17 protein-coding genes are annotated in these 23,933 nt (G+C 69.9%); 13 read left to right on the top strand and 4 right to left on the bottom strand.

Annotated features, from left to right (window positions below):
- The first annotated feature begins 175 nt into the window (after positions 1-175).
- Both ACFC02_RS17010 and ACFC02_RS17005 read left to right on the top strand, forming a co-directional pair.
- Positions 176-1,297, top strand: a complete 1,122-nt coding sequence (locus ACFC02_RS17010; RefSeq protein WP_376357262.1) for a lipid II:glycine glycyltransferase FemX — start codon at positions 176-178, stop codon at positions 1,295-1,297.
- Between the two features lie 81 nt (positions 1,298-1,378).
- Positions 1,379-2,410 carry an alanine racemase gene (locus ACFC02_RS17005; RefSeq protein ID WP_360966543.1) on the top strand — a complete coding sequence of 344 codons (1,032 nt, stop codon included), beginning with the start codon at positions 1,379-1,381 and terminating at the stop codon, positions 2,408-2,410.
- Positions 2,411-2,491: 81 nt separating this feature from the next.
- Here the strand turns inward: ACFC02_RS17005 and ACFC02_RS17000 are convergent, their stop codons facing one another.
- On the bottom strand, positions 2,492-4,000 hold the full coding sequence (locus ACFC02_RS17000; RefSeq protein ID WP_376357259.1) for a glycosyltransferase family 87 protein: 1,509 nt from the start codon (positions 3,998-4,000) through the stop codon (positions 2,492-2,494).
- A 156-nt stretch (positions 4,001-4,156) separates the two neighbouring features.
- Positions 4,157-6,904 carry a transglycosylase domain-containing protein gene (locus ACFC02_RS16995; protein ID WP_376357257.1) on the bottom strand — a complete coding sequence of 916 codons (2,748 nt, stop codon included), beginning with the start codon at positions 6,902-6,904 and terminating at the stop codon, positions 4,157-4,159.
- A gap of 399 nt (positions 6,905-7,303) precedes the next feature.
- Here ACFC02_RS16995 and ACFC02_RS16990 point away from each other — a divergent pair, with 399 nt between their 5' ends.
- From ACFC02_RS16990 to ACFC02_RS16975, 4 genes are all read left to right on the top strand, one after another.
- Entirely contained in the window at positions 7,304-7,984 is a 681-nt protein-coding gene (locus tag ACFC02_RS16990) for a PadR family transcriptional regulator (protein WP_376357255.1), read from the top strand.
- A 44-nt stretch (positions 7,985-8,028) separates the two neighbouring features.
- Entirely contained in the window at positions 8,029-9,111 is a 1,083-nt protein-coding gene (locus tag ACFC02_RS16985) for an inositol-3-phosphate synthase (RefSeq protein ID WP_376357253.1), read from the top strand.
- An 85-nt stretch (positions 9,112-9,196) separates the two neighbouring features.
- Entirely contained in the window at positions 9,197-10,462 is a 1,266-nt protein-coding gene (locus tag ACFC02_RS16980) for an MFS transporter (protein ID WP_376357251.1), read from the top strand.
- Positions 10,463-10,589: 127 nt separating this feature from the next.
- On the top strand, positions 10,590-11,123 hold the full coding sequence (locus tag ACFC02_RS16975; protein WP_376357249.1) for a hypothetical protein: 534 nt from the start codon (positions 10,590-10,592) through the stop codon (positions 11,121-11,123).
- A gap of 92 nt (positions 11,124-11,215) precedes the next feature.
- On the opposite strand, the gene ACFC02_RS16970 is transcribed toward ACFC02_RS16975, so the two are convergent.
- Positions 11,216-12,658 (bottom strand): CCA tRNA nucleotidyltransferase, encoded by a 1,443-nt coding sequence (locus ACFC02_RS16970; RefSeq protein ID WP_376357247.1) that lies wholly within the window; start codon positions 12,656-12,658, stop codon positions 11,216-11,218.
- Between the two features lie 258 nt (positions 12,659-12,916).
- On the opposite strand from ACFC02_RS16970, the gene ACFC02_RS16965 reads away from it, so the two are divergent.
- The 7 genes from ACFC02_RS16965 to trxA all read left to right on the top strand — a co-directional run bounded on the left by ACFC02_RS16965 (position 12,917) and on the right by trxA (position 23,105).
- A complete protein-coding gene (locus ACFC02_RS16965; protein ID WP_376357245.1) occupies positions 12,917-15,451 on the top strand; it encodes a DUF6049 family protein in 2,535 nt (844 codons plus the stop codon).
- A gap of 45 nt (positions 15,452-15,496) precedes the next feature.
- Complete coding sequence (murJ, locus tag ACFC02_RS16960; RefSeq protein ID WP_376357243.1) at positions 15,497-18,022, top strand: murein biosynthesis integral membrane protein MurJ; 2,526 nt, start codon at positions 15,497-15,499, stop codon at positions 18,020-18,022.
- A gap of 118 nt (positions 18,023-18,140) precedes the next feature.
- The gene (locus ACFC02_RS16955; RefSeq protein WP_376357241.1) at positions 18,141-19,865 is read left to right on the top strand and encodes a protein kinase family protein; all 1,725 of its coding nucleotides are present in this window, start codon (positions 18,141-18,143) and stop codon (positions 19,863-19,865) included.
- A 23-nt stretch (positions 19,866-19,888) separates the two neighbouring features.
- The gene (gene sigM, locus ACFC02_RS16950) at positions 19,889-20,614 is read left to right on the top strand and encodes an RNA polymerase sigma factor SigM (RefSeq protein ID WP_376357239.1); all 726 of its coding nucleotides are present in this window, start codon (positions 19,889-19,891) and stop codon (positions 20,612-20,614) included.
- Positions 20,611-21,570, top strand: coding sequence for an anti-sigma factor family protein (locus tag ACFC02_RS16945; protein WP_376357237.1), 960 nt, complete (start codon positions 20,611-20,613; stop codon positions 21,568-21,570). Before sigM ends, ACFC02_RS16945 begins: the two co-directional genes overlap by 4 nt.
- Before the next feature lie 181 nt (positions 21,571-21,751).
- Positions 21,752-22,723, top strand: coding sequence for a thioredoxin-disulfide reductase (trxB, locus tag ACFC02_RS16940; RefSeq protein WP_376357235.1), 972 nt, complete (start codon positions 21,752-21,754; stop codon positions 22,721-22,723).
- Between the two features lie 49 nt (positions 22,724-22,772).
- A complete protein-coding gene (trxA, locus tag ACFC02_RS16935; RefSeq protein WP_360966504.1) occupies positions 22,773-23,105 on the top strand; it encodes a thioredoxin in 333 nt (110 codons plus the stop codon).
- Positions 23,106-23,210: 105 nt separating this feature from the next.
- On the opposite strand, the gene ACFC02_RS16930 is transcribed toward trxA, so the two are convergent.
- Positions 23,211-23,828, bottom strand: coding sequence for a GNAT family N-acetyltransferase (locus ACFC02_RS16930; RefSeq protein ID WP_360966501.1), 618 nt, complete (start codon positions 23,826-23,828; stop codon positions 23,211-23,213).
- Between the last annotated feature and the right edge of the window lie 105 nt (positions 23,829-23,933).

The raw sequence follows: 23,933 nt of genomic DNA, 5'->3' as shown, positions 1-23,933 counted from the left end.
CCGCCGTACCCGGCGGACGCCGCCCGGACGCCGTATGCCGTACCCGCGCCGGGCGACAGGCCGGTGCGAAGGTGGTGTGCGGCCAGTCTGCGCGCTCCCTTGGCGCAGTAGGCTTCGGCGCGAGAGCCGGAGCCCCTGAACCCATGGGGACACGCCAGCCCGAGGAGCGCCCCGAATGAGCCTGACCCTGAGGACCATCAGTCGAGAGCAGCATCTGGCCTACATCCAGAGCCTGCCGGCGGCGAGTCACATGCAGGTCCCGGCCTGGGCAGACGTCAAGGCGGAATGGCGCTCGGAGAGCCTCGGCTGGTTCGACGACCGTACGGGCGAGATGGTCGGCGCCGGGCTCGTCCTGTACCGCCAGCTGCCCAAGATCAAGCGCTACCTCGCATACCTGCCCGAAGGCCCGGTCATCAACTGGTTCGCGCCCAATCTCGACGACTGGATCCAGCCGATGCTGGCGCACCTGAAGCGTCAGGGCGCCTTCTCGGTGAAGATGGGTCCGCCGGTGGTCATCCGGCGCTGGAACTCCGAGACCATCAAGAAGGGCATCCAGGACACGGACGTGAAGCGTCTGCGCGACCTGGAGGCCGACTTCATCGAGCCGCGCGCCTTCGAGGTCTCCGACAAGCTGCGCCGCATGGGCTGGCAGCAGGGCGAGGACGGCGGCGCCGGCTTCGGCGACGTGCAACCGCGTTACGTCTTCCAGGTGCCGCTGGCCAACCGGTCCCTGGAAGAGGTCCACAAGAACTTCAACCAGCTGTGGCGCCGCAACATCAAGAAGGCCGAGAAGGCGGGCGTCGAGGTCGTCCAGGGCGGCTACCACGACCTTGAGGAGTGGCAGCGGCTGTACGAGATCACGGCCGTGCGCGACCACTTCCGGCCCCGGCCGCTGTCGTACTTCCAGCGCATGTGGACGACCCTCAACTCCGAGGACCCCAACCGCATGCGGCTGTACTTCGCCCGGCACAACGGCGTGAACCTGGCGGCCGCGACGATGCTGATCGTCGGCGGGCACGTCTGGTACTCCTACGGCGCCTCGGACAACATCGGCCGCGAGGTCCGGCCCTCGAACGCGATGCAGTGGCGGATGCTGCGCGACGCCTACGCGCTCGGTGCCACGGTCTACGACCTGCGCGGCATCTCGGACTCGCTGGACGAGACCGACCACCTCTTCGGCCTGATCCAGTTCAAGGTCGGCACCGGCGGCCAGGCCGCCGAGTACCTCGGCGAGTGGGACTTCCCGCTGAACAAGCTGCTCCACAAGGCGCTCGACATCTACATGTCGCGGCGCTGACCGCGCGTTCCTCGTTCGACGACGTCGACAGTCTTCAACCTCTGACACACCGCAGCCACGAGAAAGGTTCCAGGTCCGGCCATGGCGCTCACGCTCTACGTCGACACCGCGCGCTGGCGGGCGCATCACAAGCACGTGCAGGAGCAGTTCCCCGGGCTGGTCCCGGTCTGCAAGGGCAACGGCTACGGCTTCGGGCACGAGCGGCTCGCGGAGGAGGCCACCAGGCTGGGCTCCGACGTCCTCGCCGTCGGCACGACGTACGAGGCCGCCCGGATCAAGGACTGGTTCGGCGGCGACCTGCTGGTGCTGACGCCCTACCGGCGCGGCGAGGAGCCGGTGCCCCTGCCCGACCGGGTGATCCGCTCGGTGTCCTCCATCGACGGCGTGTACGGCCTCGTCGGGGCCCGCGTGGTCATCGAGGTGATGTCCTCGATGAAGCGGCACGGCGTCAGCGAGCAGGAGCTGCCGCAGCTGCACGCCGCCATCGAGAACGTCCGCCTGGAGGGCTTCGCCATCCACCTCCCGCTGGACCGCACCGACGGCTCGGACGCCGTCGAGGAGGTCATCGGCTGGATGGACCGGCTGCGTGCGGCCCGGCTTCCGCTGCACACCATGTTCGTCAGCCACCTCAAGGCCGAGGAACTCGCCCGGCTGCAGCAGCAGTTCCCGCAGACCCGCTTCCGCGCCCGTATCGGCACGCGGCTGTGGCTGGGCGACCACGAGGCCACCGAGTACCGCGGCGCGGTCCTGGACGTCACGCGCGTGGCCAAGGGCGACCGCTTCGGCTACCGGCAGCAGAAGGCGGCCTCCGACGGCTTCCTGGTGGTCGTGGCGGGCGGTACGTCGCACGGCGTGGGCCTGGAGGCTCCCAAGGCGCTGCACGGCGTCATGCCGCGCGCCAAGGGCGTCGCACGGGCGGGCCTCGCCACCGTGAACCGGAACCTCTCCCCGTTCGTCTGGGGCGCCAAGCAGCGCTGGTTCGCCGAGCCGCCGCACATGCAGGTCTCGATCCTGTTCGTGCCGTCGGACGCGCCGGAGCCGAAGGTCGGCGACGAACTCGTGGCCCATCTGCGGCACACCACCACGCAGTTCGACCGGATCGTGGACCGCTGACCCCCTCTGCGGTCGTGCGAGAGGCCGTACCCGGCAGTCGTCGGGTACGGCCTCTCGTATGACGCGACCGGTCCGGTTCGCTCAGAGCGAACGGTCTTCGGGGACGGCCTCCGGGGGGCCGCCCCACTCGGCCGGGGCGTCCTCGATGTGCGCCGCCTGGCGCGCCGGCCGGGCGGCGGTACCCAGGACGAAGACGTCCTCGGCACCGTCGAGCACCCCGCCCGACGGATCGTCGTCCCCGGCCCGGCGCACCACGTCGTGGTCCGGCATGAGGATGTCGCGCACGACGACCGCGCACAGGTACAGGGTTCCCGCCAGGTGGACGACGATCGCCCAGTGGTAGCCGTCGGTCGGCAGGCCCTTGTGGGCGTCTCCGCTGGTCGTATAGGCGAGGTACAGCCAGATGCCGAGGAAGTACGCCACCTCGCAGGCCTGCCAGACCAGGAAGTCGCGCCACTTGGGGCGCGCCAGCACGGCCAGCGGGATCAGCCACAGCACGTACTGGGGCGAGTAGACCTTGTTGGTGAGGATGAACACCGCCACCATCAGGAAGGCGAGCTGGGCGAAGCGCGGCCGGCGGGGGGCCATGAGCGTCAGTGCCGCGATACCCAGGGAGCACAGCAGCACCAGCAGGGTGGCCACGGTGTTCACGAAGTCCGTGCTGGGCGGGTCGGTCGAGTTCTGGGCCCAGATCAGCCAGAAGGACCCGAAGTCGACGCCCCGGTCATGGCTGAAGTTGTAGAACTGCCACCAGCCGTCACCGGCGAAGGCCAGCACCGGCAGGTTGACGACGAGCCAGGCGAGGACGGCGCCGCCCAGGGCCTTGCGGTACTCGTACCACCTGCCGGCCCGCCAGCACAGGACGAACAGCGGACCGAGCAGCAGCACCGGGTAGAGCTTGGCGGCGGTCGCGAGCCCGAGCAGGATTCCGAAGGCGAAAGGACGCCGCCGCGACCACATCAGCATGGCCGCCGCCGTCAGCGCGACCGCCAGCAGGTCCCAGTTGATCGTGGCGGTCAGCGCCAGGGCTGGTGCGAGGGCGACCAGCAGCCCGTCCCACGGCCGCCGGGCGTGGGTGCGGACCACGCAGACGGCGATGACGGCCGCGCACACCATGAGCATGCCGGCGTTGACCATCCAGTACCACCGCTCCTGGTGCTGCATGCTGCCGCTGTGGGGGGTCAGCCAGGAGGCCACCTCCATGAAGACGCCGGTCAACACCGGGTACTCCAGGTAGGGCATGTCGCCGGTGAGCTTGTCGAAGTAGGGCACGAGGCCGTCGGCGAAACCACGCCCCTGGTAGAGGTGCGGGATGTCCGAGTAGCAGGCCTTCGTGTACTGGGAGCTGGCGCCGAAGAACCAGGCGCTGTGGTAGCAGGGTGCCTTCTGGACCAGGCCGAGGGCGAACACACCGATCGCGACGAGGGCGACCACCCGCACCGGGGTCCACCAGGACGTCCCGAGGAGGGCGTGCCGCCCGACGGGGCCGCCGATCAGCTCGCTGCCGGCCGCGGCGACCTCGTCCTCCTCGGTCGGCCGGACCGGGCCGGGCGCCTGCGCGCTCGCTTGCGTCGATTCAGCACTGGACATGCCGCACATCCTGCCGTACGCGACTGGGAATACGCCGTGGGCCGCCGCACCCAGGGGATGCGGCGGCCCATGTTTCACGTGAAACGGTCCGGCGGGGCGGCGCCCCAACTCATTGCCTCCTCGGCAAGGAGCTGCCCTTGACCAGGGGCACTGTTCCTACTGCCACCACGACGACTTCGTGGGGGTGGGGGAGGAGCCGCCGGCGCCTCCGTCCGACTGACCCCAGCCACCAGCACCATTGTCGCCGCCGTTGGCCCCGTTGCCGCCGTTGGCTCCATTGCCTCCGTTGCCGCCGTTGCCACCGTTGCCGCCGTTTGCACCGTTGCCGCCGTTCTGTCCCCCGTTGGCGTCGCAGCCGAAGAGGCCGCAGTGCGTCTGCGAGGGCGAGGGCGGGGGCGGGGGCGGGCTCTCCTGCGTCTGGCTGGGCGTGATCGACGGCGTCGGGCTGTTCTGCTGGGTCTCGGTGGCCGACGGGGTGGGCGTGATGCTGGGCGCGGCGTTGACGATCTCACCGATGGGCTGGGGCGTCGGGAACTTCTCCGCCGGCTGGCCCTGGAGGGCCTCCATCATGTAGTCGTGCCAGATCTCGGACGGGAACGAGGCACCGTGGATCTGCTTCTGGCCACCGGTCCCGTACATCTCCAGGAACGTGCGCGACTTGTTCTTCTCGTTGTCGTCCAGCCGGAACATGCCGATCGCGGTGGACAGCTGCGGGGTGTACCCCACGAACCAGGCGGACTTGTTGCCGTCTGTCGTACCGGTCTTGCCGGCCACCTCGCGCCCGGGCAGCTTGGCGTTGGAACCCGTGCCCTTCTCGACCACGGTCTTCAGGACGTCGGTGACGTTGTCCGCCACGTTGGCCTCGAAGGCCTGCTTGGGCGTGTTCTTGTGCTCGTAGACCGTTCCGTCCTGGTTCTTGACCTCGGAGACGGAGAACGGCTCGTTCTGCTTCCCACTGGTGGCGAAGGTGGCGTACGCGCCCGCCATCCGGATGGCACTGGGGTCCGAGATGCCGATGGAGAAGGACGGGAACGTGGTGCCGGCCAGGCTGTCCTTCTTCAGGCCCGCGTCCAGCGCCGCCTTCTCGACCTTGTCCAGGCCTACGTCCATGCCGAGCTGGACGTAGGCGGAGTTCACCGACTCCCGCATCGCCTCGCGCAGGTCGATCATGTACTTGGGCGGAGTGCCGAGGGAGTCGTTGCCGTCATTGGTCTGGAGCCACTCCTCGCCCTGCTCGTTCTTCCAGACGCTCCCGTCGTAGTTCTTGATCTTGAGCTTGTTCTTGCCGCTGAACCGGCTCTTGGGAGAGACCAGGGTGCGTTCGTCCGGCCCCTGCGTCTCGCCCCCGTGCGGGTCACGGACACCGTCGCGCATGGCCGCCGCCAGGACGAACGGCTTGAAGGTCGAGCCCACCTGGGCACCGGTGGCGTCCGCGTTGTCGGTGAAGTGCTTGGTCCAGTCCACACCGCCGTAGATCGCCTTGATGGCACCCGTCTTGGTGTCCACCGAGGCGCCGCCGAACTGCACGTGCGTGTCGGTCTTGGGGCGCTGCTTGGGCTTGATGTTGGCCTTCTGGACCTTCTCCACCGCGGTCTTGAGCTTCTCGACCTTGTCCTTCTCGAAGGTCGTGTGGATCTGGTAGCCGCCCTGCTGCAGCTTGTCCGCCGTGATGTCGGTGTTGTGGACGACGTAGGACTTGGCCAGGTCGACGAGATAGCCGACCTGGCCGCTCAGCCGGGTGTTGGACCGCGGGTTCTGCCACTTGGGCAGCGACCTGAACTTGTTCCGCTCCGTGGCGCTGAGGTGCCCGTACTCCACCATCTTGTCGAGCGTGTCCTGCATCTGGCGCGTGACGCGCTTGGTGTTGGCCTCGGCGGTGGCCGTCGGGTCGATCGCCGTCGAACCGGCCGGGTCGTAGTACGTGGCGCCCTTGAGCACCGCCGCCAGGAAGGCGCACTCCCCGGCATCCAGGTCCTTGGCGTCCTTGTTGAAGTACGCCCGCGAAGCCGCCTGGAGACCGTAGGCCCCGCGGCCGTAGTAGGAGGAGTTGAGGTACCCCGCCATGATGTCTTCCTTGTGGAGCTTCGCACCGACCTTGATCGAGACGAAGATCTCCTTGAACTTGCGGGAGACGGTCTGCGACTGGTCGTTCAGCATCGCGTTCTTGACGTACTGCTGGGTGATGGTGGACCCACCCTGGGTCTGACCGCCGCGGGCCATGTTGAACACGGCGCGCGCGATGCCCTTGGGGTCGATGCCGCTGTCCGTCTCGAAGGTCTTGTTCTCCTGCGAGATGACCGCGTAGCGCATGTCCTTCGGGATGTCCGAGTAGTTCAGGATCTGACGGTTGATCTCACCGCCGGTCCGCACCATCTCACTGCCGTCGGCCCAGTAGTACACGTTGTTCTGGGCGGTCGCGGTCTTCTGGATGCTCGGGATGGCCACCATCGCGTACCCGATGCCGGCGACCGCCACCAGGCTGCCGACGAAGCCGACGAACAGCCCCGTCATCAGCTTCCAGGACGGCATCCAGCGCCGCCAGCCGTACTTGCCCGCGCGCGGGTAGTCGATGAACCGCTTCTTGGCGGGCGGAGCCGTCCGCCCGCGGCCGCGTCCGGGCCCCGCGGGGCCGCCCGAGTCGCCCCCTCTGCGCCGGCCGCCGCCCCTCTGCGCCGCCCGCCGGGCCTCGGCGCGGCCCCCGTAGGGGCGCTCCTCCTGACCCGCACCGTAGGAACCCGATCCGTAGGAAGTGGACCCGGAGGCGGATTCGTAGGAGTCGGCAGAGGACCCGGTGGCGCCTCGCGGGGCCGCACGGCGACCGGAGGACGAACCGGACTGGCCGCGTCGGGCCGCGGCACGTCCGCCTCCCTGCGGCTGCGGCGGTTTGCGACGGTGCTCGCTCATCGAACGATTTACTCCTCGGGCAGGCGCGCCCGTGCGCGCCTGGAAACAGCGGCTGGTTTCCGGTCCCCCCGAAGTACGGATGTGGTCGGTCGCGCATTCACCCGTACTGCACCGGGGACGAGGACGTCCCCAGGCGTCACTCGGTTCCCGGTGTTGTGCATGGCGGACAGACTACGCACCGTCAAAACCCCCCGGGCTCCGAAGTTCACCCCAAATCAGGCAACTTGACTCCAACGAAACGGTGATGTGATCCCGTTCACCCTGCCCCCTCTTGTCGCATGCGCGGGGCCGTTCTATCGTCTGGATGTATCGAGTCGATACATCAGCTTGAGATAAAGACCGTCACGGCACCCGGTGCGGCATCCGCCGCCACCGGGTCGCGGCAGGAAGGAGGCGACGATGGGCCGGCGTTCCGGGATCCTTGAGTTCGCCGTACTCGGCCTGCTCCGCGAGTCCCCGATGCACGGCTATGAGCTGCGCAAACGGCTCAATACGTCTCTGGGTGTGTTCCGTGCGTTCAGCTACGGGACGCTCTATCCCTGCCTCAAGACGCTGGTCGCGAACGGCTGGTTGACCGAGGAACCGGGGAACACCACCGAGGACGCCCTCGCCGCCCCGCTCACCGGGCGCCGCGCCAAAATCGTCTACCGGCTGACGGCGGAAGGTAAGGAGCACTTCGAGGAGCTGCTCTCCCAGACCGGCCCCGACGCGTACGACGACGAGCACTTCGCCGCGCGCTTCGCCTTCTTCGGACAGACCTCGCGGGATGTACGCATGCGCGTGCTGGAGGGCCGCCGAAGCCGGCTGGAGGAGCGTCTGGAGAAGATGCGCGCCTCCCTCACGCGCACCAGGGAGCGCCTCGACGACTACACCCTCGAGCTCCAGCGCCACGGGATGGAGTCCGTGGAGCGCGAAGTGCGCTGGCTGAACGAGCTCATCGAGAGTGAGCGGGCCGGACGGGACCTCAAGGGGTCCGCCGGGGGGCCCGCTCAGCAGGACACCACCAATGGAGCGACGGGCGGCCTGCCCCGGACCGGGGATTCCACCCGGCCGGATACGCCCGGCGACACCGCCACGTGAGGTCCCGTCGGGGCTTCACCGAGTACACACAGGGAGCAACCGGAATGGGTTCGGTTCGCGTAGCCATCGTCGGTGTGGGCAACTGCGCCGCATCGCTGGTGCAGGGCGTCGAGTACTACAAGGACGCCGACCCGGCGACCAAGGTCCCCGGCCTCATGCACGTGCAGTTCGGCGACTACCACGTGCGTGACGTCGAGTTCGTCGCCGCCTTCGACGTCGACGCGAAGAAGGTCGGCCTGGACCTCGCGGACGCCATCGGCGCCTCCGAGAACAACACCATCAAGATCTGCGACGTCCCCTCCACCGGTGTGACGGTGCAGCGCGGCCACACCCTCGACGGCCTCGGCAAGTACTACCGCCAGACCATCGAGGAGTCGGCCGAGGAGCCGGTCGACATCGTCCAGGTCCTCAAGGACAAGCAGGTCGACGTCCTCGTCTGCTACCTGCCCGTCGGCTCCGAGGACGCGGCGAAGTTCTACGCCCAGTGCGCCATCGACGCCAAGGTCGCCTTCGTCAACGCCCTCCCGGTCTTCATCGCCGGCACCAAGGAGTGGGCGGACAAGTTCACCGAGGCGGGCGTCCCGATCGTCGGTGACGACATCAAGTCGCAGGTCGGCGCCACCATCACGCACCGCGTCATGGCGAAGCTGTTCGAGGACCGTGGCGTGCGCCTGGAGCGCACGATGCAGCTGAACGTCGGCGGCAACATGGACTTCAAGAACATGCTCGAGCGCGACCGCCTGGAGTCCAAGAAGATCTCCAAGACCCAGGCCGTCACCTCCCAGATCCCCGACCGGGACCTCGGCGAGAAGAACGTCCACATCGGCCCGTCCGACTACGTGGCCTGGCTGGACGACCGCAAGTGGGCCTACGTCCGCCTCGAGGGCCGCGCCTTCGGCGAGGTCCCGCTGAACCTTGAGTACAAGCTCGAGGTCTGGGACTCCCCGAACTCGGCAGGCATCATCATCGACGCCCTGCGCGCCGCGAAGATCGCCAAGGACCGCGGCATCGGCGGCCCGATCCTGTCGGCGTCCTCGTACTTCATGAAGTCCCCGCCGGTCCAGTACTTCGACGACGAGGCCCGGGAGAACGTCGAGAAGTTCATCCGCGGCGACGTCGAGCGCTGACCTCCCGCAGAACGCTCCTGCCAGGGCTGAGAGGGTCCCCGAGGCGATCGCCCCGGGGACCCTCCCGTATGTGAGGCTGTGCCCCATGGCCGTCGTCCGTGACCTGCGCGTCCTGCTGCGCCTGCGGGGCTTCAGACGGCTGCTCGCCGTACGGCTGCTCTCCCAGGGTGCCGACGGGGTCTACCAGGTCGCGCTCGCCGCCTACGTCGTCTTCTCACCCGAGCACCAGGCCTCGGCCGCGGCGGTCGCCTCCGCCATGGCGGTGCTGCTGCTGCCCTACTCCCTGGTCGGCCCGTTCGCCGGTGTCCTCCTGGACCGCTGGCGGCGCCGGCAGGTCTTCCTCCACGGCAATCTCGCCCGGGCGGTGCTGGCCGCCGCGACCGCCGTGCTGATGGCGGCGGGCGCCGCGGACTGGCTGTTCTACGCCTCCGCGCTGTGTGTCACCGCCGTGAACCGTTTCGTCCTCGCCGGCCTGTCCGCCGCGCTGCCGCGGGTGGTCGACGCCGCGCGGCTGGTGGTGGCCAACTCGCTGTCGCCGACCGCGGGCTCCCTCGCCGCGTTCGGAGGCGGCGGCCTCGCCTTCGCCCTGCGCCTGGCCGGGGCCGACTCCGACGCCGCCGTGGTGCTGCTGGGCGCCGCCCTCTACCTGTGTGCCGCCCTCGTCTCCCTGCTCATGGCCCCTGACCTGCTCGGCCCCGACCGAAGGACGGCCCGGCCCCGGCTGGGCGCCGCGCTGACCGGCACCGTGCGGGACCTGATGGCCGGTGTGCGCCACCTCGGCACGCCGTCGCGCCGGGCCGCCGCCCGGGCGCTGGGCGCGATGACGCTGATGCGGTTCTGCTACGGCGCGCTGACGGTCATGGTGCTGATGCTCTGCCGCTACGGCCTGACGTCGGCTCCGGACACCGGGCTGCGCCTGCTCGGTCTGGCGCTCGGCGCGTCCGGCGCCGGATTCTTCGCCGCGGCGGTCCTGACCCCGTGGGCAGCCGGGGCGCTCGGCGGCCCCGCCCACTGGATCGCCGTGTGCGCAGGCTCGGCCGCGGTACTCGAACCCGCTCTCGGCCTGCCGTTCGCCACCGGCCCGCTGCTGCTCGCGGCCTTCGTGCTCGGTCTCACCACCCAGGGCGCGAAGATCGCCACGGACACGGTCGTGCAGTCCTGCGTCGAGGACGGCTTCCGCGGCCGGATCTTTTCCGTTTACGACGTGCTGTTCAACGTCGCGTTCGTGGGCGCGGCGGCCGTCGCCGCCGTGATGCTGCCGCCGGACGGGCGATCGGCGCCCCTGGTGATCACGATTGCCGTGATCTACGGAGCGGTTGCTGTGGTTATGACCCGGTTCGAACACCGGTAAGTGTCACATCAAAGCCACAGAGCCTTCGAGAGGTACAGGGAATGTCAGCGGGGCCCTGTAGCTTACGTGCGTCTTATTTCGACGCCATGTTCGCGTCATCGCGCCTATGTTCTAGGGGGACCCCCAAGTGACCACTCCGCCGCCACCCCAGGGCCAGAATCCGTACGCCCAGGCCCCCACCGCGCCCCTGGGGCAGCAGCCCGGCCAGCCCGGCGTCCCTCAGCAGCCGTACCCTCCGCAGCAGCCGTACCCTCCGCAGCAGCCGTATGCGCCCTTCCCGCAGCAGGGCGCTCCGGTACCGCCGCCCGCACCGGCCAGGCGCGGCGGCAAGAAGGTGCTGCGCGTCATCGGCGGCGTCGTTGTCGTGGTCCTCCTCGGCCTGCTGAAGTTCGGCGGCGCCCTGGGACTGGGCTGGTTCCTGGGCCGCGACGACGCGGAGACCACATCGGTGGGCTCGTGCATGCACAACGACGGCACGATGACCAAGGCCGACCTCAAGGAGGTCGACTGCTCGTCCGACAAGGCGCAGTACAAGGTGGTCCAGAAGTTCGACGGTTCCACCGATGAGGACAAGTGCAAGCCCGTCACGGACGCGACGATCTCCTACGTCCAGTCCGGCGGCGGTCACGACGTGGTGCTGTGCCTGAAGGACGCCAAGTAGGGCTCCGATCGGCTCAGGTGGGTTCGGTGCAGGGCGAAGGGCCGGTGTTTCACGTGAAACACCGGCCCTTCACATGTCTTCGGCGCTTGGCCTCAGTCCTGCTGGGACCACCACTCCTTGAGGGCCGCCACGGCCGCGTCGTGCTCCATCGGGCCGTTCTCCAGGCGCAGCTCCAGCAGATGCTGGTAGGCACGGCCGACGGCCGGTCCGGGTGCGACGCCCAGGATCTCCATGATCTGGTTGCCGTCCAGGTCCGGACGGATGGCGTCCAGCTCCTCCTGCTCCTGGAGCTGGGCGATGCGCTCCTCCAGCCCGTCGTACGCGCGGGACAGCGCGACCGCCTTGCGCTTGTTCCGGGTGGTGCAGTCGGAGCGGGTCAGCTTGTGGAGCCGGTCGAGGAGCGGGCCGGCGTCGCGCACGTAGCGGCGGACCGCCGAGTCCGTCCACTCGCCGGTGCCGTAACCGTGGAAGCGCAGATGCAGCTCGACCAGGCGCGAGACGTCCTTCACCAACTCGTTGGAGTACTTCAGAGCGGTCATGCGCTTCTTGGTCATCTTCGCGCCGACCACCTCGTGGTGGTGGAAGGAGACCCGGCCGTCCTCCTCGAAGCGGCGCGTACGCGGCTTGCCGATGTCGTGCAGCAGCGCGGCCAGCCGCAGGGTGAGGTCGGGCCCCGTCTCCTCCAGGGCGATCGCCTGCTCCAGCACGATCAGCGTGTGGTCGTAGACGTCCTTGTGCCGGTGGTGCTCGTCCCGCTCCAGACGCAGCGCGGGCAGCTCTGGCAGCACCCGCGCGGCGAGACCGGTGTCCACGAGCAGCGTCAGGCCCTTGCGCGGGTACGCGGACAGGATCAGCTTGTTCAGCTCGTCCCGCACCCGCTCGGCGGAGACGATCTCGATGCGCCCGGCCATCTCCGTCATCGCCCTGACGACCTCGGGATCGACCTCGAAGTCGAGCTGGGCGGCGAAACGCGCGGCCCGCATCATGCGCAGCGGGTCGTCGGAGAAGGACTCCTCCGGCGTGCCCGGCGTACGCAGCACCCGTGCCGCGAGGTCGTCGAGACCGCCGTGCGGGTCGACGAACCTCTTCTCCGGCAGTGCCACGGCCATCGCGTTCACCGTGAAGTCGCGCCGGACGAGATCCTCCTCGATGGTGTCGCCGTACGACACCTCCGGCTTGCGCGAGGTGCGGTCGTACGCCTCCGACCGGTAGGTCGTCACCTCGATCTGGTAGCCGTCCTTCTGCACGCCCACCGTGCCGAAGGCGATCCCGACCTCCCACACGGCGTCCGCCCACGGCCGCACGATCTTCAGTACGTCCTCGGGACGCGCATCGGTCGTGAAGTCCAGGTCGTTGCCGAGCCGGCCGAGCAGCGCGTCCCGGACGGAGCCGCCGACCAGGGCGAGCGCGAACCCGGCCTCCTGGAAACGGCGTGCGAGGTCGTCGGCGACAGGGGCCACCCGCAGCAGCTCGCTGACCGCGCGCTGCTGCACCTGGCTCAGGGCAGGGGGAGTGTCATCGTTGGCGTTCGGCACAACAGAAGAGGGTACGTGTCCAGGCGGCCCCGCCGTGTCGTCCGGATTGCCGCGGGGGCGCGGCCCGCTGTTCACCCTCTCAAGTCCACCCCATCGTGACGTAATGAACAGCATCCGTGGATACGCGCATATCCAGGGCGCACCCCCGTTTCTCGCCGATCTTGTGGCCTCCTCCGCGGCACTTCCGCTCCGCGCACCTCGTTACCATGCGTGGACGCACATTCCGACGACCACTGACGACGAGGGACGGGCGAGCGCGTGGCCGAGGCGGCAGACTTCCTGGGGACCAGTCCCTCACCTGCCCGCCGCTGGCTGCGGCGGGCAGGGGCACTGCTCGCCGCAGCGCCCCTGCTCGCCGGGCTGCTGCAGCTCTCCGCCGCCCCGGCCGCGCACGCCGCCGTCCCCGAGGCCCCCAGGGCGGTCTCCGGCTCGCGCACGGTGGCGGTGTCCCTCGACGCCCTCACCCCCAGCGTCCCCTCCGAAGGGGACACCGTGACCGTCTCGGGCACCGTGACGAACAAGGGCAGGCAGCCGGTCACCGGCGCCCACGTCGGACTGCGAGTGGGGCCGCACCTGGACACCCGCTCCGAGATCGACGCCGTCGCGCAGCGCACCGACTTCGAGTTCGGTGCCGACGGCGCGGAACTCGGCGGCAAGTACACGCAGAAGTTCGCCACGCTGGCGCCGGGTGTGGCCCAGCACTTCAGCATCTCCGTCCCGGCCGCCAAGCTGAATCTCGGCGCCGACGGCGTCTACGAGTTCTCCGTCTCCCTGTCGGGTCAGACCTCCGCCCAGCAGTGGGAGCAGGTACTGGGCATCCAGCACACGTTCCTGCCGTGGCAGCCCTCCGAGGCGGACACGAAGACGAGGACGACCTTCCTGTGGCCCCTCGTCTCCACCGTCCACATGACGGCGGAGACAGGACCCGGCGAACTGCAGACGCCGGTCTTCCTCAACGACGACCTCGCCAAGGACCTGGCCCCCGGCGGCCGACTGGAGCGGATGCTCGCCCTGGGCAAGGACCTCGACGTCACCTGGGTGATCGACCCGGACCTGCTGGCGTCCGTCGACGCCATGACCCGCAACTACCAGGTGCGTACGGACGCCTCCGCCACCCCGGTCGCCGGAACCCACCAGGCGGTGGCCAAGCAGTGGCTCGCCGAGCTGCAGCAAGCGGTCGCGGGCAAGGAGGTCGTCGCGCTGCCGTTCGCCGACCCCGACCTGGCCTCACTCGCCCACCGGGGCACCAGCGTCTCCGGCTCCCTGAGCCAGCTCAAGGACGCCACGGACGTCGCCGCCAGCACGGTGGAGACGGTGCTCCACGTGAAACCGGCCACGGACTTCGCCTGGCCGGTGAACGGTGCCGTCGACCCGTCGATCGTCAGGGTCGCCACCTCCGCCGGGGCCGACAAGGTCATCGCGCGCAGCGACAGCCTCGAGGAACCGGACAACCTGACCTACACCCCCTCCGCCGCCCGGCCGATCGGCGGCGGAACCACCGCTGTCGTCGCCGACGCCCGCCTGTCGACCGCGTTCGAGGGCGACCTGTCGCAAGCCGGTGCCAGCACGCTCGCCGTGCAGCGCTTCCTCGCCCAGAGCCTCGAACTCAACGGCCAGACGAGCAAGCAGCGCAGCATCGTCGTCGCCCCGCAGCGCATGCCCAGCACCAGCCAGGCCCAAGCCATGGCGCAGGCACTGCTCGCCCTCCAGCAGGGCACCTGGTCCCAGGCCCAGGACCTGGCCGCGGCCGCCAAGGCCAAGCCGGACCCCGGGGCCACGACGAAGGTCCCCTCGACATCGGACTACCCGTCCTCGCTGCGCCGGCAGGAGCTGCGGCGGCCGGCCTTCGCCGAGATCGCCACGACGCAGGACAAGGTCGACAACTTCCAGGTCGTCCTCACCTACGCCTCCCGGGTCGTCACACCCTTCGGTCGCGCCCTGAACCGGGAGATGTCCACGTCCTGGCGTGGCCGCGGGAGCGCGGCGGAAAGCTTCCGGGACGAGGTGAGGGGCTACCTCGACGATCTCTCCGGAGAGGTCAGACTGATCGACAAGTCGGAGACCAAGCTCTCCGGTCACAGCGCGACGATCCCCGTGACCGTGCAGAACAACCTGGTGCAGGGCGTCGACCACCTGGTGCTGCGGCTCACCTCGACCAACCCCACCCGCCTGAAGATCGGCGGCAAGGCCTACGCGGAGCAGCCGATCGCCGTCTCCGGCGGGCACAGCCAGTCCGTGAAGTTCACCACGTCGGCCAACGCCAACGGCCCGGTGACGGTGATCGCCCAGCTGTACACGCAGGACGGCCAGGAGTACGGCGCACCCGTCACCTTCGACGTGAAGGTCACCGAGGTCACCGCCACCGTCATGCTCGTCATCGGCGGCGGCGTCCTGTTGCTCGTCCTCGCCGGTTTCCGCATGTACACCCAGCGCAAGCGCGCCGCGGCCCGGGAGGAGAAGCAGGACCCCTCGGACACGCAGGACGCCGAGGACGCCAAGGACCCTGACGGCCCCGATGCCTCCGACGACCCCGACGAAGCGCAGCACCCCGAGGACCCCGAGAACAGACGGGGCTCACGGGACGCTCAGGGACCCGCCGCGGCGACCGACGACGCGGCGGACGCCACCGGGGCCTCCGGTCCGGAGAACCCCCCAGGCCCCGCCGCACGTCTCACACAGGAGTCGGGCCCCCGGCCCCCCGCACAGGACCGGGAGCAGCCGAGTGACCCGGCACCGGACACCGCATCCGAAAGCGCCGACCCGTCCGGCACGGGTGAGAAAGTGGACCGTTGAGGATGTCGTGGCCCGGAGGGCCCGGGACGATGAGGTGGGGTAACCATGAACGCGCCGTACGACGGTGACCGCGGCCGGGCCGCGGGCAGCTCGGGCCACCCCGGCGCCCCGCCGCCCGAGCACGGCCAGGTGCCCCAGCAGCCTCCGGCGGACATGTACCTCCAGGACGCCTACGCCGAGGACCCGTACCGGGCGCAGGACCTCACGGCGCAGGACCCGGTCGGCGAGGCGCTGTACGACCGTGCCGCGCACCCGCCCCCACCCCCGGGCACGTACGAGCCGCAGCAGCCGCTGTACGGCAGCCCGCCGCCCTCGCCCTACGCGCCCGACCCTCAGATCTGGGCCCAGACCCCACCGCCCGAGCCGTCGGCCACCACCCAGTACCTGCCGTACGGCGAGGATCCCCGCACCACCCAGTTCGTCGGCGTGGACGACCTCGTCACCCACTCCGGCGAGGAGCAGCACGAGCCGGACGCCTTCGCCCACCTCTTCCGGGACCAGCAGCAGGGCGGCTACTCCCAGGACCCCCGGCAGGCCGCCCACCAGAACTACCAGGACCCCGGACCGTACGGCTACGACCCCCGCCAGAACGGCTACCAGGCGCCGGGGCAGCCCGCCTACCAGGGCCAGCAGGGCTATCCGCCCGTGGACCAGCAGGGCTACCAGGCCCCCGACCAGCACAGCTATCAGGCCTCCGACCAGCAGGGCTACCAGCCGTCCGGTCAGCAGGGCTACCAGCCGTCCGGCCAGCAGGGCTACCAGCTCCCACAGGACATGGGCGGGTATCCGCCCATCGACCCGCCCTCCGTGCCGGGCCCCGCCCCGGCCCCGGCCGCCGGCCAGGGCCCGACGGGTCCGTACGCTCCGGCTCCGGGCGCTGCCCGGACCGTCGCCGAGGCACCCGCCGACGCACCCGCGCCCGCTCCCGCGGCGAAGAAGGGCGGAAAGGCGTCGGGCCTGCTGAAGTCGAGCGCCGTGATGGCGGCCGGCACCATGGTCTCCCGGCTCACGGGCTTCATCCGCTCCGCGATGATCGTCTCCGCACTCGGCGTCGGCCTGCTCGGCGACACCTTCCAGATCGCTTACCAGCTGCCGACGATGATCTACGTCCTGACCGTCGGCGGCGGCCTCAACTCTGTCTTCGTGCCGCAGCTCGTCCGGGCGATGAAGGATGACGACGACAACGGCGAGGCCTACGCCAACCGGCTGCTGACACTGGTCATGGTCGCGCTGGGCGCCCTCACCGTCGTCGCGGTCGTCGCCGCGCCCCTCCTGATCCGCCTGCTGTCCCCGTCGGTGGCGGGCGATCCGGCGGCCAACCAGGTCGGCATCACCTTCGCCCGCTACTTCGTGCCCTCGATCTTCTTCATGGGCATCCACGTGGTGATGGGGCAGGTCCTCAACGCGCGCGGGAAGTTCGGCGCGATGATGTGGACGCCCGTCCTGAACAACATCGTCATCATCGTGACGCTCGGCACGTTCATCTGGGTGTACGGCACCGCCGCCCACTCCGGGATGGGCGTCGCGAGCATCCCGCCGGAGGGCCAGCGGCTCCTCGGGGTGGGCATCCTGCTCGGTCTGGCCGTCCAGGCCCTGGCCATGATCCCTTACCTCCGTGAGACAGGCTTCCGGCTGCGGCTGCGTTTCGACTGGCGGGGACACGGGCTCGGCAAGGCCGCGACCCTGGCCAAGTGGACGCTGCTGTTCGTGCTCGCCAATCAGGCCGGCAACGTCGTCGTGACCCGGCTGTCCACCGCTGCGGGCAAGAGCTCGCCGGTCCAGGGCACCGGCTACGCCGCCTACGCCAACGCCCAGCTGATCTGGGGCCTGCCGCAGGCCATCATCACCGTCTCCCTGATGGCCGCCCTGCTGCCCCGGATCTCCCGCTCGGCGCACGAGAACGACACCGGTGCCGTCCGCGACGACATCTCGCAGGGCCTGCGCACCACGGCGGTCGCGATCGTGCCGATCGCCTTCGGCTTCGTCTCGCTCGGCATCCCGATGTGCACGCTGATCTTCGGCTCCTCGGGCACCGCGGAGGCCACCAACATGGGCTACATGCTCATGGCCTTCGCCCTGGGCCTCATCCCGTACTCCGTCCAGTACGTCGTCCTGCGCGCCTTCTACGCCTACGAGGACACCCGGACGCCCTTCTACAACACGGTCATCGTGGCCGCGGTCAACGCGGGCACCTCCGCACTGTGTTACTTCCTGCTCCCGGCCCGCTGGTCCGTGATCGGCATGTCCGCGGCGTACGGCCTCGCCTACGCCATCGGTGTGGGCGTCGCCTGGAGCCGGCTGCGCAAGCGGCTCGACGGCGACCTCGACGGCTCCCGTGTCCTGCGGACCTACGCGCGGCTGTGCATCGCCGCGGTGCCGGCGGCACTCGTCAGCGGCGCGGCCTGCTACGAGATCGGCCACGCCCTCGGCCAGGGCGTCGTCGGCTCGTTCGCCGCGCTGGTGGCGGGCGGCGCCCTGCTGCTCGGCATCTTCTTCGTCGCCGCCCGCCGCATGCGGATCGAGGAGCTCAACTCGCTCGTGGGCATGGTCCGCGGACGGCTGGGACGCTGAGGCGGGGGTAGGCGCACAACCATCGTCCGCCGTCGTGTGTCGTGCATAGCGCCGGACTGTGGGCACAATTGGTTTCGGCGTCGGACAGCGCGCAATGGATGGGGAGGCAGGAGCGACGGTGGCGGAACGGAGCACGGCTGCCGTCGACGTGGCAGACAACAGCGGTGACGAGCCGCTGACCGCGGAGGCGGACCAGGCCACGGCCGACGGGGTGGCCCAGAACCGGGAGCGGGACACGGACAACGACGAGGCGCAGGGGAGCGGCGGGACCGAACGTCCCGGGAAGAAGGCCTCACCACCCGAACTGCACAGCGGCCACAAGCTGGCCAGACGCTACCGCCTCGAGGAGTGCGTCACCCGTCTGGACGGATTCAGCAGCTGGCGTGCGGTGGACGAGAAGCTCCGCCGGGCCGTCGGTGTGCACCTCCTGCCCGCCGACCACTCCCGCGCCCGCTCGGTCCTGGCCGCGGCACGTTCCTCGGCGCTCCTCGGCGACCCGCGCTTCGTCCAGGTCCTCGACGCCGTCGAGGAGAACGACCTCGTCTACGTCGTCCACGAGTGGCTGCCCGATGCCACCGAACTCACCACCCTGCTTGCCGCCGGGCCACTGGAACCCCACGGTGCCTACCAGTTGGTCAGCCAGGTCGCCTCCGCGATGGCCGTCGCGCACCGTGAGGGCCTGGCCCATCTGCGCCTGAACCCGAACGCCGTGCTGCGTACCTCCACCGGCCAGTGGCGCATCCGTGGCCTCGCCGTGAACGCCGCGCTGCGCGGCATCACCTCCGAGACCCCGCAGCGCACCGACACCGAGGCGATCGGAGCGCTGCTGTACGCGGCGCTCACCCAGCGCTGGCCGTACGAGAACGACGCATACGGCCTGTCCGGCCTGCCCAAGGACATCGGTCTCATCCCGCCGGACCAGGTACGGGCCGGCGTCCACCGCGGTCTGTCCGAGCTGGCCATGCGCGCGCTCGCCAACGACGGCGCCACCGCCTCGCGCCACGAGTCCCCGTGCACCACGCCGGAGGAGCTGGTGAAGGCGATCGGCGAGATGCCGCGGATCCGCCCGCCGGAGCCCGCGTTCACCGCGCCGCCCGAGTACCAGGGGACGTCGTACCAGCAGGGCACGTACGGCCGTCCGGCCCCGCACCCCGGTGTCACCCAGCCGGTGCACGCCCCGCCGCCCCCGCTGCAGAGCCGGACCGGAAAGGCGCTGAAGTGGGCCGTCTCGGCGCTGCTCATCGCCGCTCTGGGTCTGGGCAGTTGGCAGCTCGCGGACGCCCTGATGGACCGGGACGGCAAGTCCACCAAGGACAGCCAGACCCAGACACAGGATGGAAACGACAAGAAGGACAACCAGCCGAAGCCGGTCAAGCCGCTCAAGATCTACGGTGCCCAGGAGTACGTCGCCAAGGGCGACGCCCAGCATCCCGGTGATGTCGGCAAGACGTACGACGGGGACAACACGACCTACTGGCGCACCGCGAGCTACAAAGACGGGCCGGACATGAACCCGGCCTTCAAACCCGGCGTCGGCATCGTCTACGACCTCGGTTCGGCGCAGGAGGTCTCCTCCGCCTCGATAGGCCTCCTGTTCAGCGGCGATCACACGACCGTCTCGCTGTACGCGACCGACTCGACCAGCTCCGCGGTCCCGATCAGCTCGATGAAGAAGCTGGGCTCCGACACGACCTCCGGGAACACGGCACGGGTGAAGGTGACCAAGCCGGTGAAGAGCCGGTACGTGCTGGTGTGGTTCACCGCGCTGCCGCCCGCTCCGGGCGACGCGTACAGCGACCCCGGGTTCAAGCAGGCCGTGACGGACCTCAAGTTCACGGGCTGAACACGACCAGGGGGAGGGGGCCCATGGCGGACGACAGCGCCTACCGCGACGTGAGCGACCAAGACCTCCTGGCCCGCCATGTGGAGGGCGACCGGAACGCCTTCGGTGAACTCGTACGACGTCACCGCGACCGCCTCTGGGCGGTCGCCCTGCGCACGCTGGGCGACCGCGAGGAGGCCGCCGACGCCGTGCAGGACGCCCTGGTCTCCGCCTACCGCGCCGCCCACACCTTCCGGGGGCAGTCGGCCGTCACCACCTGGCTGCACCGCATCACGGTGAACGCCTGTCTCGACCGGGTCCGCAAGGCGGCCTCGCGCAAGACCTCTCCGGTGGACGACACCGAGCGTCTGGAGCACCTGCTGGAGCCGCACGAGTCGGCCTCCGCTCCCGCCGAGAGGAACGACGTGCAGCGCCAGCTCGTCGAGGCGCTGGGGACGCTCCCGGCCGACCAGCGGGCCGCCTTGGTGCTCGTGGACATGCAGGGTTACCCGGTCGCCGAGGCCGCTCGCATCCTCGATGTGCCGGTGGGGACGGTGAAGAGCCGGTGTGCCAGGGGCAGAGCCAGACTCCTGCCGCTGCTCACCCACCTCCGGCCCGACGGCTCGGGGGACGGCAAGGAGCCCGGGACCGGACGGAACCGGACGCAGCGGGCGTCCGTCCCACCGGCAGCGGGTCCTCCCGATGGGGATGCGCGGAGCGCGGAACCAGGCGATTCAGCTGCTGTGAAGGGCGGAGGTGGGCGAGCGTGACTTCCACGACGGACATGGCCGGGCACCCGGACGTCTCGGAGATCTCCGACCTCACCGAAGGGCTGCTCACTCCCCCGAGGTCCGAGGATCTGCGCCGGCACCTGGACGCGTGCGCATCCTGTGCCGAGGTCCAGTCCTCGCTGGAGGAGATCCGGAGCCTGCTCGGCACGCTTCCGGTCCCGCAGGAGATGCCGAGCGACATCGCGGACCGTATCGACGCCGCTCTCGCCGCGGAGCCCGCCCTCGCCCTCCTCGCCGCCCCGGCCGACGAAACGGACGAGGAGCGGGGAACGGGCGACAGCGACAGCGACAGCGACAGCGACAGCGACCATGTTTCACGTGAAACAGCGGCCGCGGGCCGTCCGGCAGGCAACGTCCGCGCCTCCCGCACGGGCCCCGGCCGCAAGCCCCGGCCACGCCGTGTACGTCGTGGGCTCGCCGTCCTGGGCGCCGCCTGCACCGTCGTCGCGCTGGGTGTGGCCACTGTGGTCCTGACCTCCCAGCCCGACAGCGAGGGATCCAGCGCCGCGGCTCACGGCCGACCGAGTACGTCCGCACAGGCCTTCTCCGAGACGAGCCTGGAGAGCCAGGTCACCGATCTCCTCGACAAGACACCACGCACCCAGGGGACGGCTCGCGCCCCGCACAGCTTCGGCGCGAACACCGACACCGGCGCGGACACAGGGACGGGCACCGGGACCGGCCGGCCGAACACCCTGAAGAGCGACCCCACCGTCTCGGTCCCCTCCTGTGTCCGCCAGGGCATCCACAACGCCGGCGCCCCCCTCGCCGCCCAGCCGGGCACCTACAACGGCAAGGACGCCTACCTCGTCGTACTGTCCGACCCCTCGGACGCCGGCTCCCAGGTCACCGCCTACGTCGTGGAGGCCTCTTGCGTCCACGACCCTTCCGCCGCGGCCAGGGTGCTGCTGTCCCACCCCTACACGCGTTCCTGAGCAGGCCTCCCCCAGAGCGGCCGGCACGGCCCGGTGCCGTGCGGCTCCCCAGCTCCATGACACCTCCGTGTGCCCGGGGACACCGGGAATGCACGCCCCTTAGGATCCGTTGGGTGGGGTGAGAGCACCGAGAGAAGCTCCCCCGGCCGTAGGACACAGTCCAGAGACGAGGAATCAAGCCGTGAGCGACGTCCGCAACGTGATCATCATCGGCTCCGGGCCCGCCGGCTACACGGCGGCCCTCTACACCGCGCGCGCGTCGCTGAAGCCGCTGGTGTTCGAGGGCGCCGTCACCGCGGGCGGTGCGCTGATGAACACCACCGATGTGGAGAACTTCCCGGGCTTCCGCGACGGCATCATGGGCCCCGACCTCATGGACAACATGCGGGCCCAGGCCGAGCGCTTCGGCGCCGAGCTGGTGCCGGACGACATCGTCTCCGTCGACCTCGCCGGTGAGATCAAGACCGTCACGGACACCTCGGGCACGGTGCACCGGGCCAAGGCGGTCATCGTCACCACCGGCTCCCAGCACCGCAAGCTCGGCCTGCCGAACGAGGACGCGCTCTCCGGCCGTGGCGTCTCGTGGTGTGCCACGTGTGACGGCTTCTTCTTCAAGGACCAGGACATCGCCGTGATCGGTGGCGGTGACACCGCGATGGAGGAGGCCACCTTCCTCTCGCGGTTCGCCAAGTCCGTGACGATCGTCCACCGCCGCGACACCCTGCGCGCCTCCAAGGCGATGCAGGAGCGCGCCTTCGCCGACCCGAAGATCAAGTTCGTCTGGGACAGCGAGGTGGCCGAGATCGAGGGCGAGCAGAAGCTCTCCGGTCTGAAGCTGCGTAACCTCAAGACCGGCGAACTCTCGGACCTGCCGGTGACGGGCCTGTTCATCGCGATCGGCCACGACCCGCGGACCGAGCTGTTCAAGGGCCAGCTCGACCTGGACGGGGAGGGCTACCTGAAGGTCGAGTCGCCCTCCACGCGCACCAACCTGACCGGTGTCTTCGGTGCCGGTGATGTCGTCGACCACACCTATCGCCAGGCCATCACCGCCGCCGGCACCGGCTGCTCCGCCGCTCTCGACGCCGAGCGTTTCCTCGCCGCTCTCGCGGACAACGAGCAGCAGGCCGAGCCCGAGAAGACCACTGTCTGACCCCCGACCGCCCCACCGCACCAAAACGAAGAAGACTAAGGAGCCCGCCGTGGCCGGCACCCTGAAGCAAGTGACCGACTCCTCCTTCGAGCAGGACGTCCTGAAGAGCGACAAGCCCGTCCTGGTGGACTTCTGGGCTGCCTGGTGCGGTCCCTGCCGCCAGATCGCCCCGTCTCTCGAGGCCATCGCCGCCGAGTACGGCGACAAGATCGAGATCGTCAAGCTCAACATCGACGAGAACCCAGGCACGGCCGCCAAGTACGGCGTCATGTCGATCCCGACGCTGAACGTCTACCAGAACGGCGAGGTCGCCAAGACCATCGTCGGCGCGAAGCCGAAGGCCGCGATCGTCCGCGACCTCGAGGACTTCATCGCCGACTGACGCGTGCCGCCGGGAAACGGCGGCACGATGTTTCACGTGAAACACGAAGGGGCCGGCCCGCCAGGGCCGGCCCGCCAGGGCCGGCCCCTTCGGTGTGCCGTGGGCTCACAGCGGGCGGAGCACGGGTTCCTTCTGCACCGCTCCGAGCAGCCGGTCGAGCGCCATCTCCACGTCTTCCTTCCAGGAGAGGGTCGATCGCAGCTCCAGACGGAGCCGGGGGTGCGCGGGGTGGGGGCGGACCGTCTTGAAGCCGACCGCCAGCAGGTGGTCCGCCGGGAGCACGCAGGCAGGCTCCTTCCAGCGGGCGTCCCCGAAGGCCTCGATCGCCTTGAAGCCACGGCGCAACAGGTCTTTGGCGACCGTCTGCACCAGCACACGGCCCAGCCCCTGCCCTTGGTAGCCGGGCATCACGAACCCTGTCATCAGTTGCACCGCGTCCGGCGAGACCGGGCTCGTCGGGAACGCCGTAGAGCGGGGCACGTAGGCGGGGGGAGCGTAGAGCACGAAGCCCACCGGCACGTCGTCGACGTAGGCGACGCGACCGCACGAGCCCCAGTCCAGCAGGACGGCGGAGATCCACGCCTCCTTCTCCACAGCGGGTGTGCCCGCTCGCACCGCGGCCTCGCCGCTGACCGGGTCCAGCTCCCAGAAGACGCACGCGCGGCAGCGCCGAGGAAGATCATGGAGATTGTCCAGCGTGAGCGGCAGGAGCCTACGGCCCATGAAGGCTGATCCTCGCTTCCTTCGCCCGCAGCGTCACGAGCGGCCGTCCCTCACGGACGTGCCGTCGGATGGATGCATACCCGAACGCATCGTATCCACGATGTG

Source organism: Streptomyces sp. NPDC056160, assembly GCF_042268205.1.
Lineage (GTDB): Bacteria > Actinomycetota > Actinomycetes > Streptomycetales > Streptomycetaceae > Streptomyces.
This window is presented reverse-complemented; position numbering and strand designations above follow the sequence as displayed.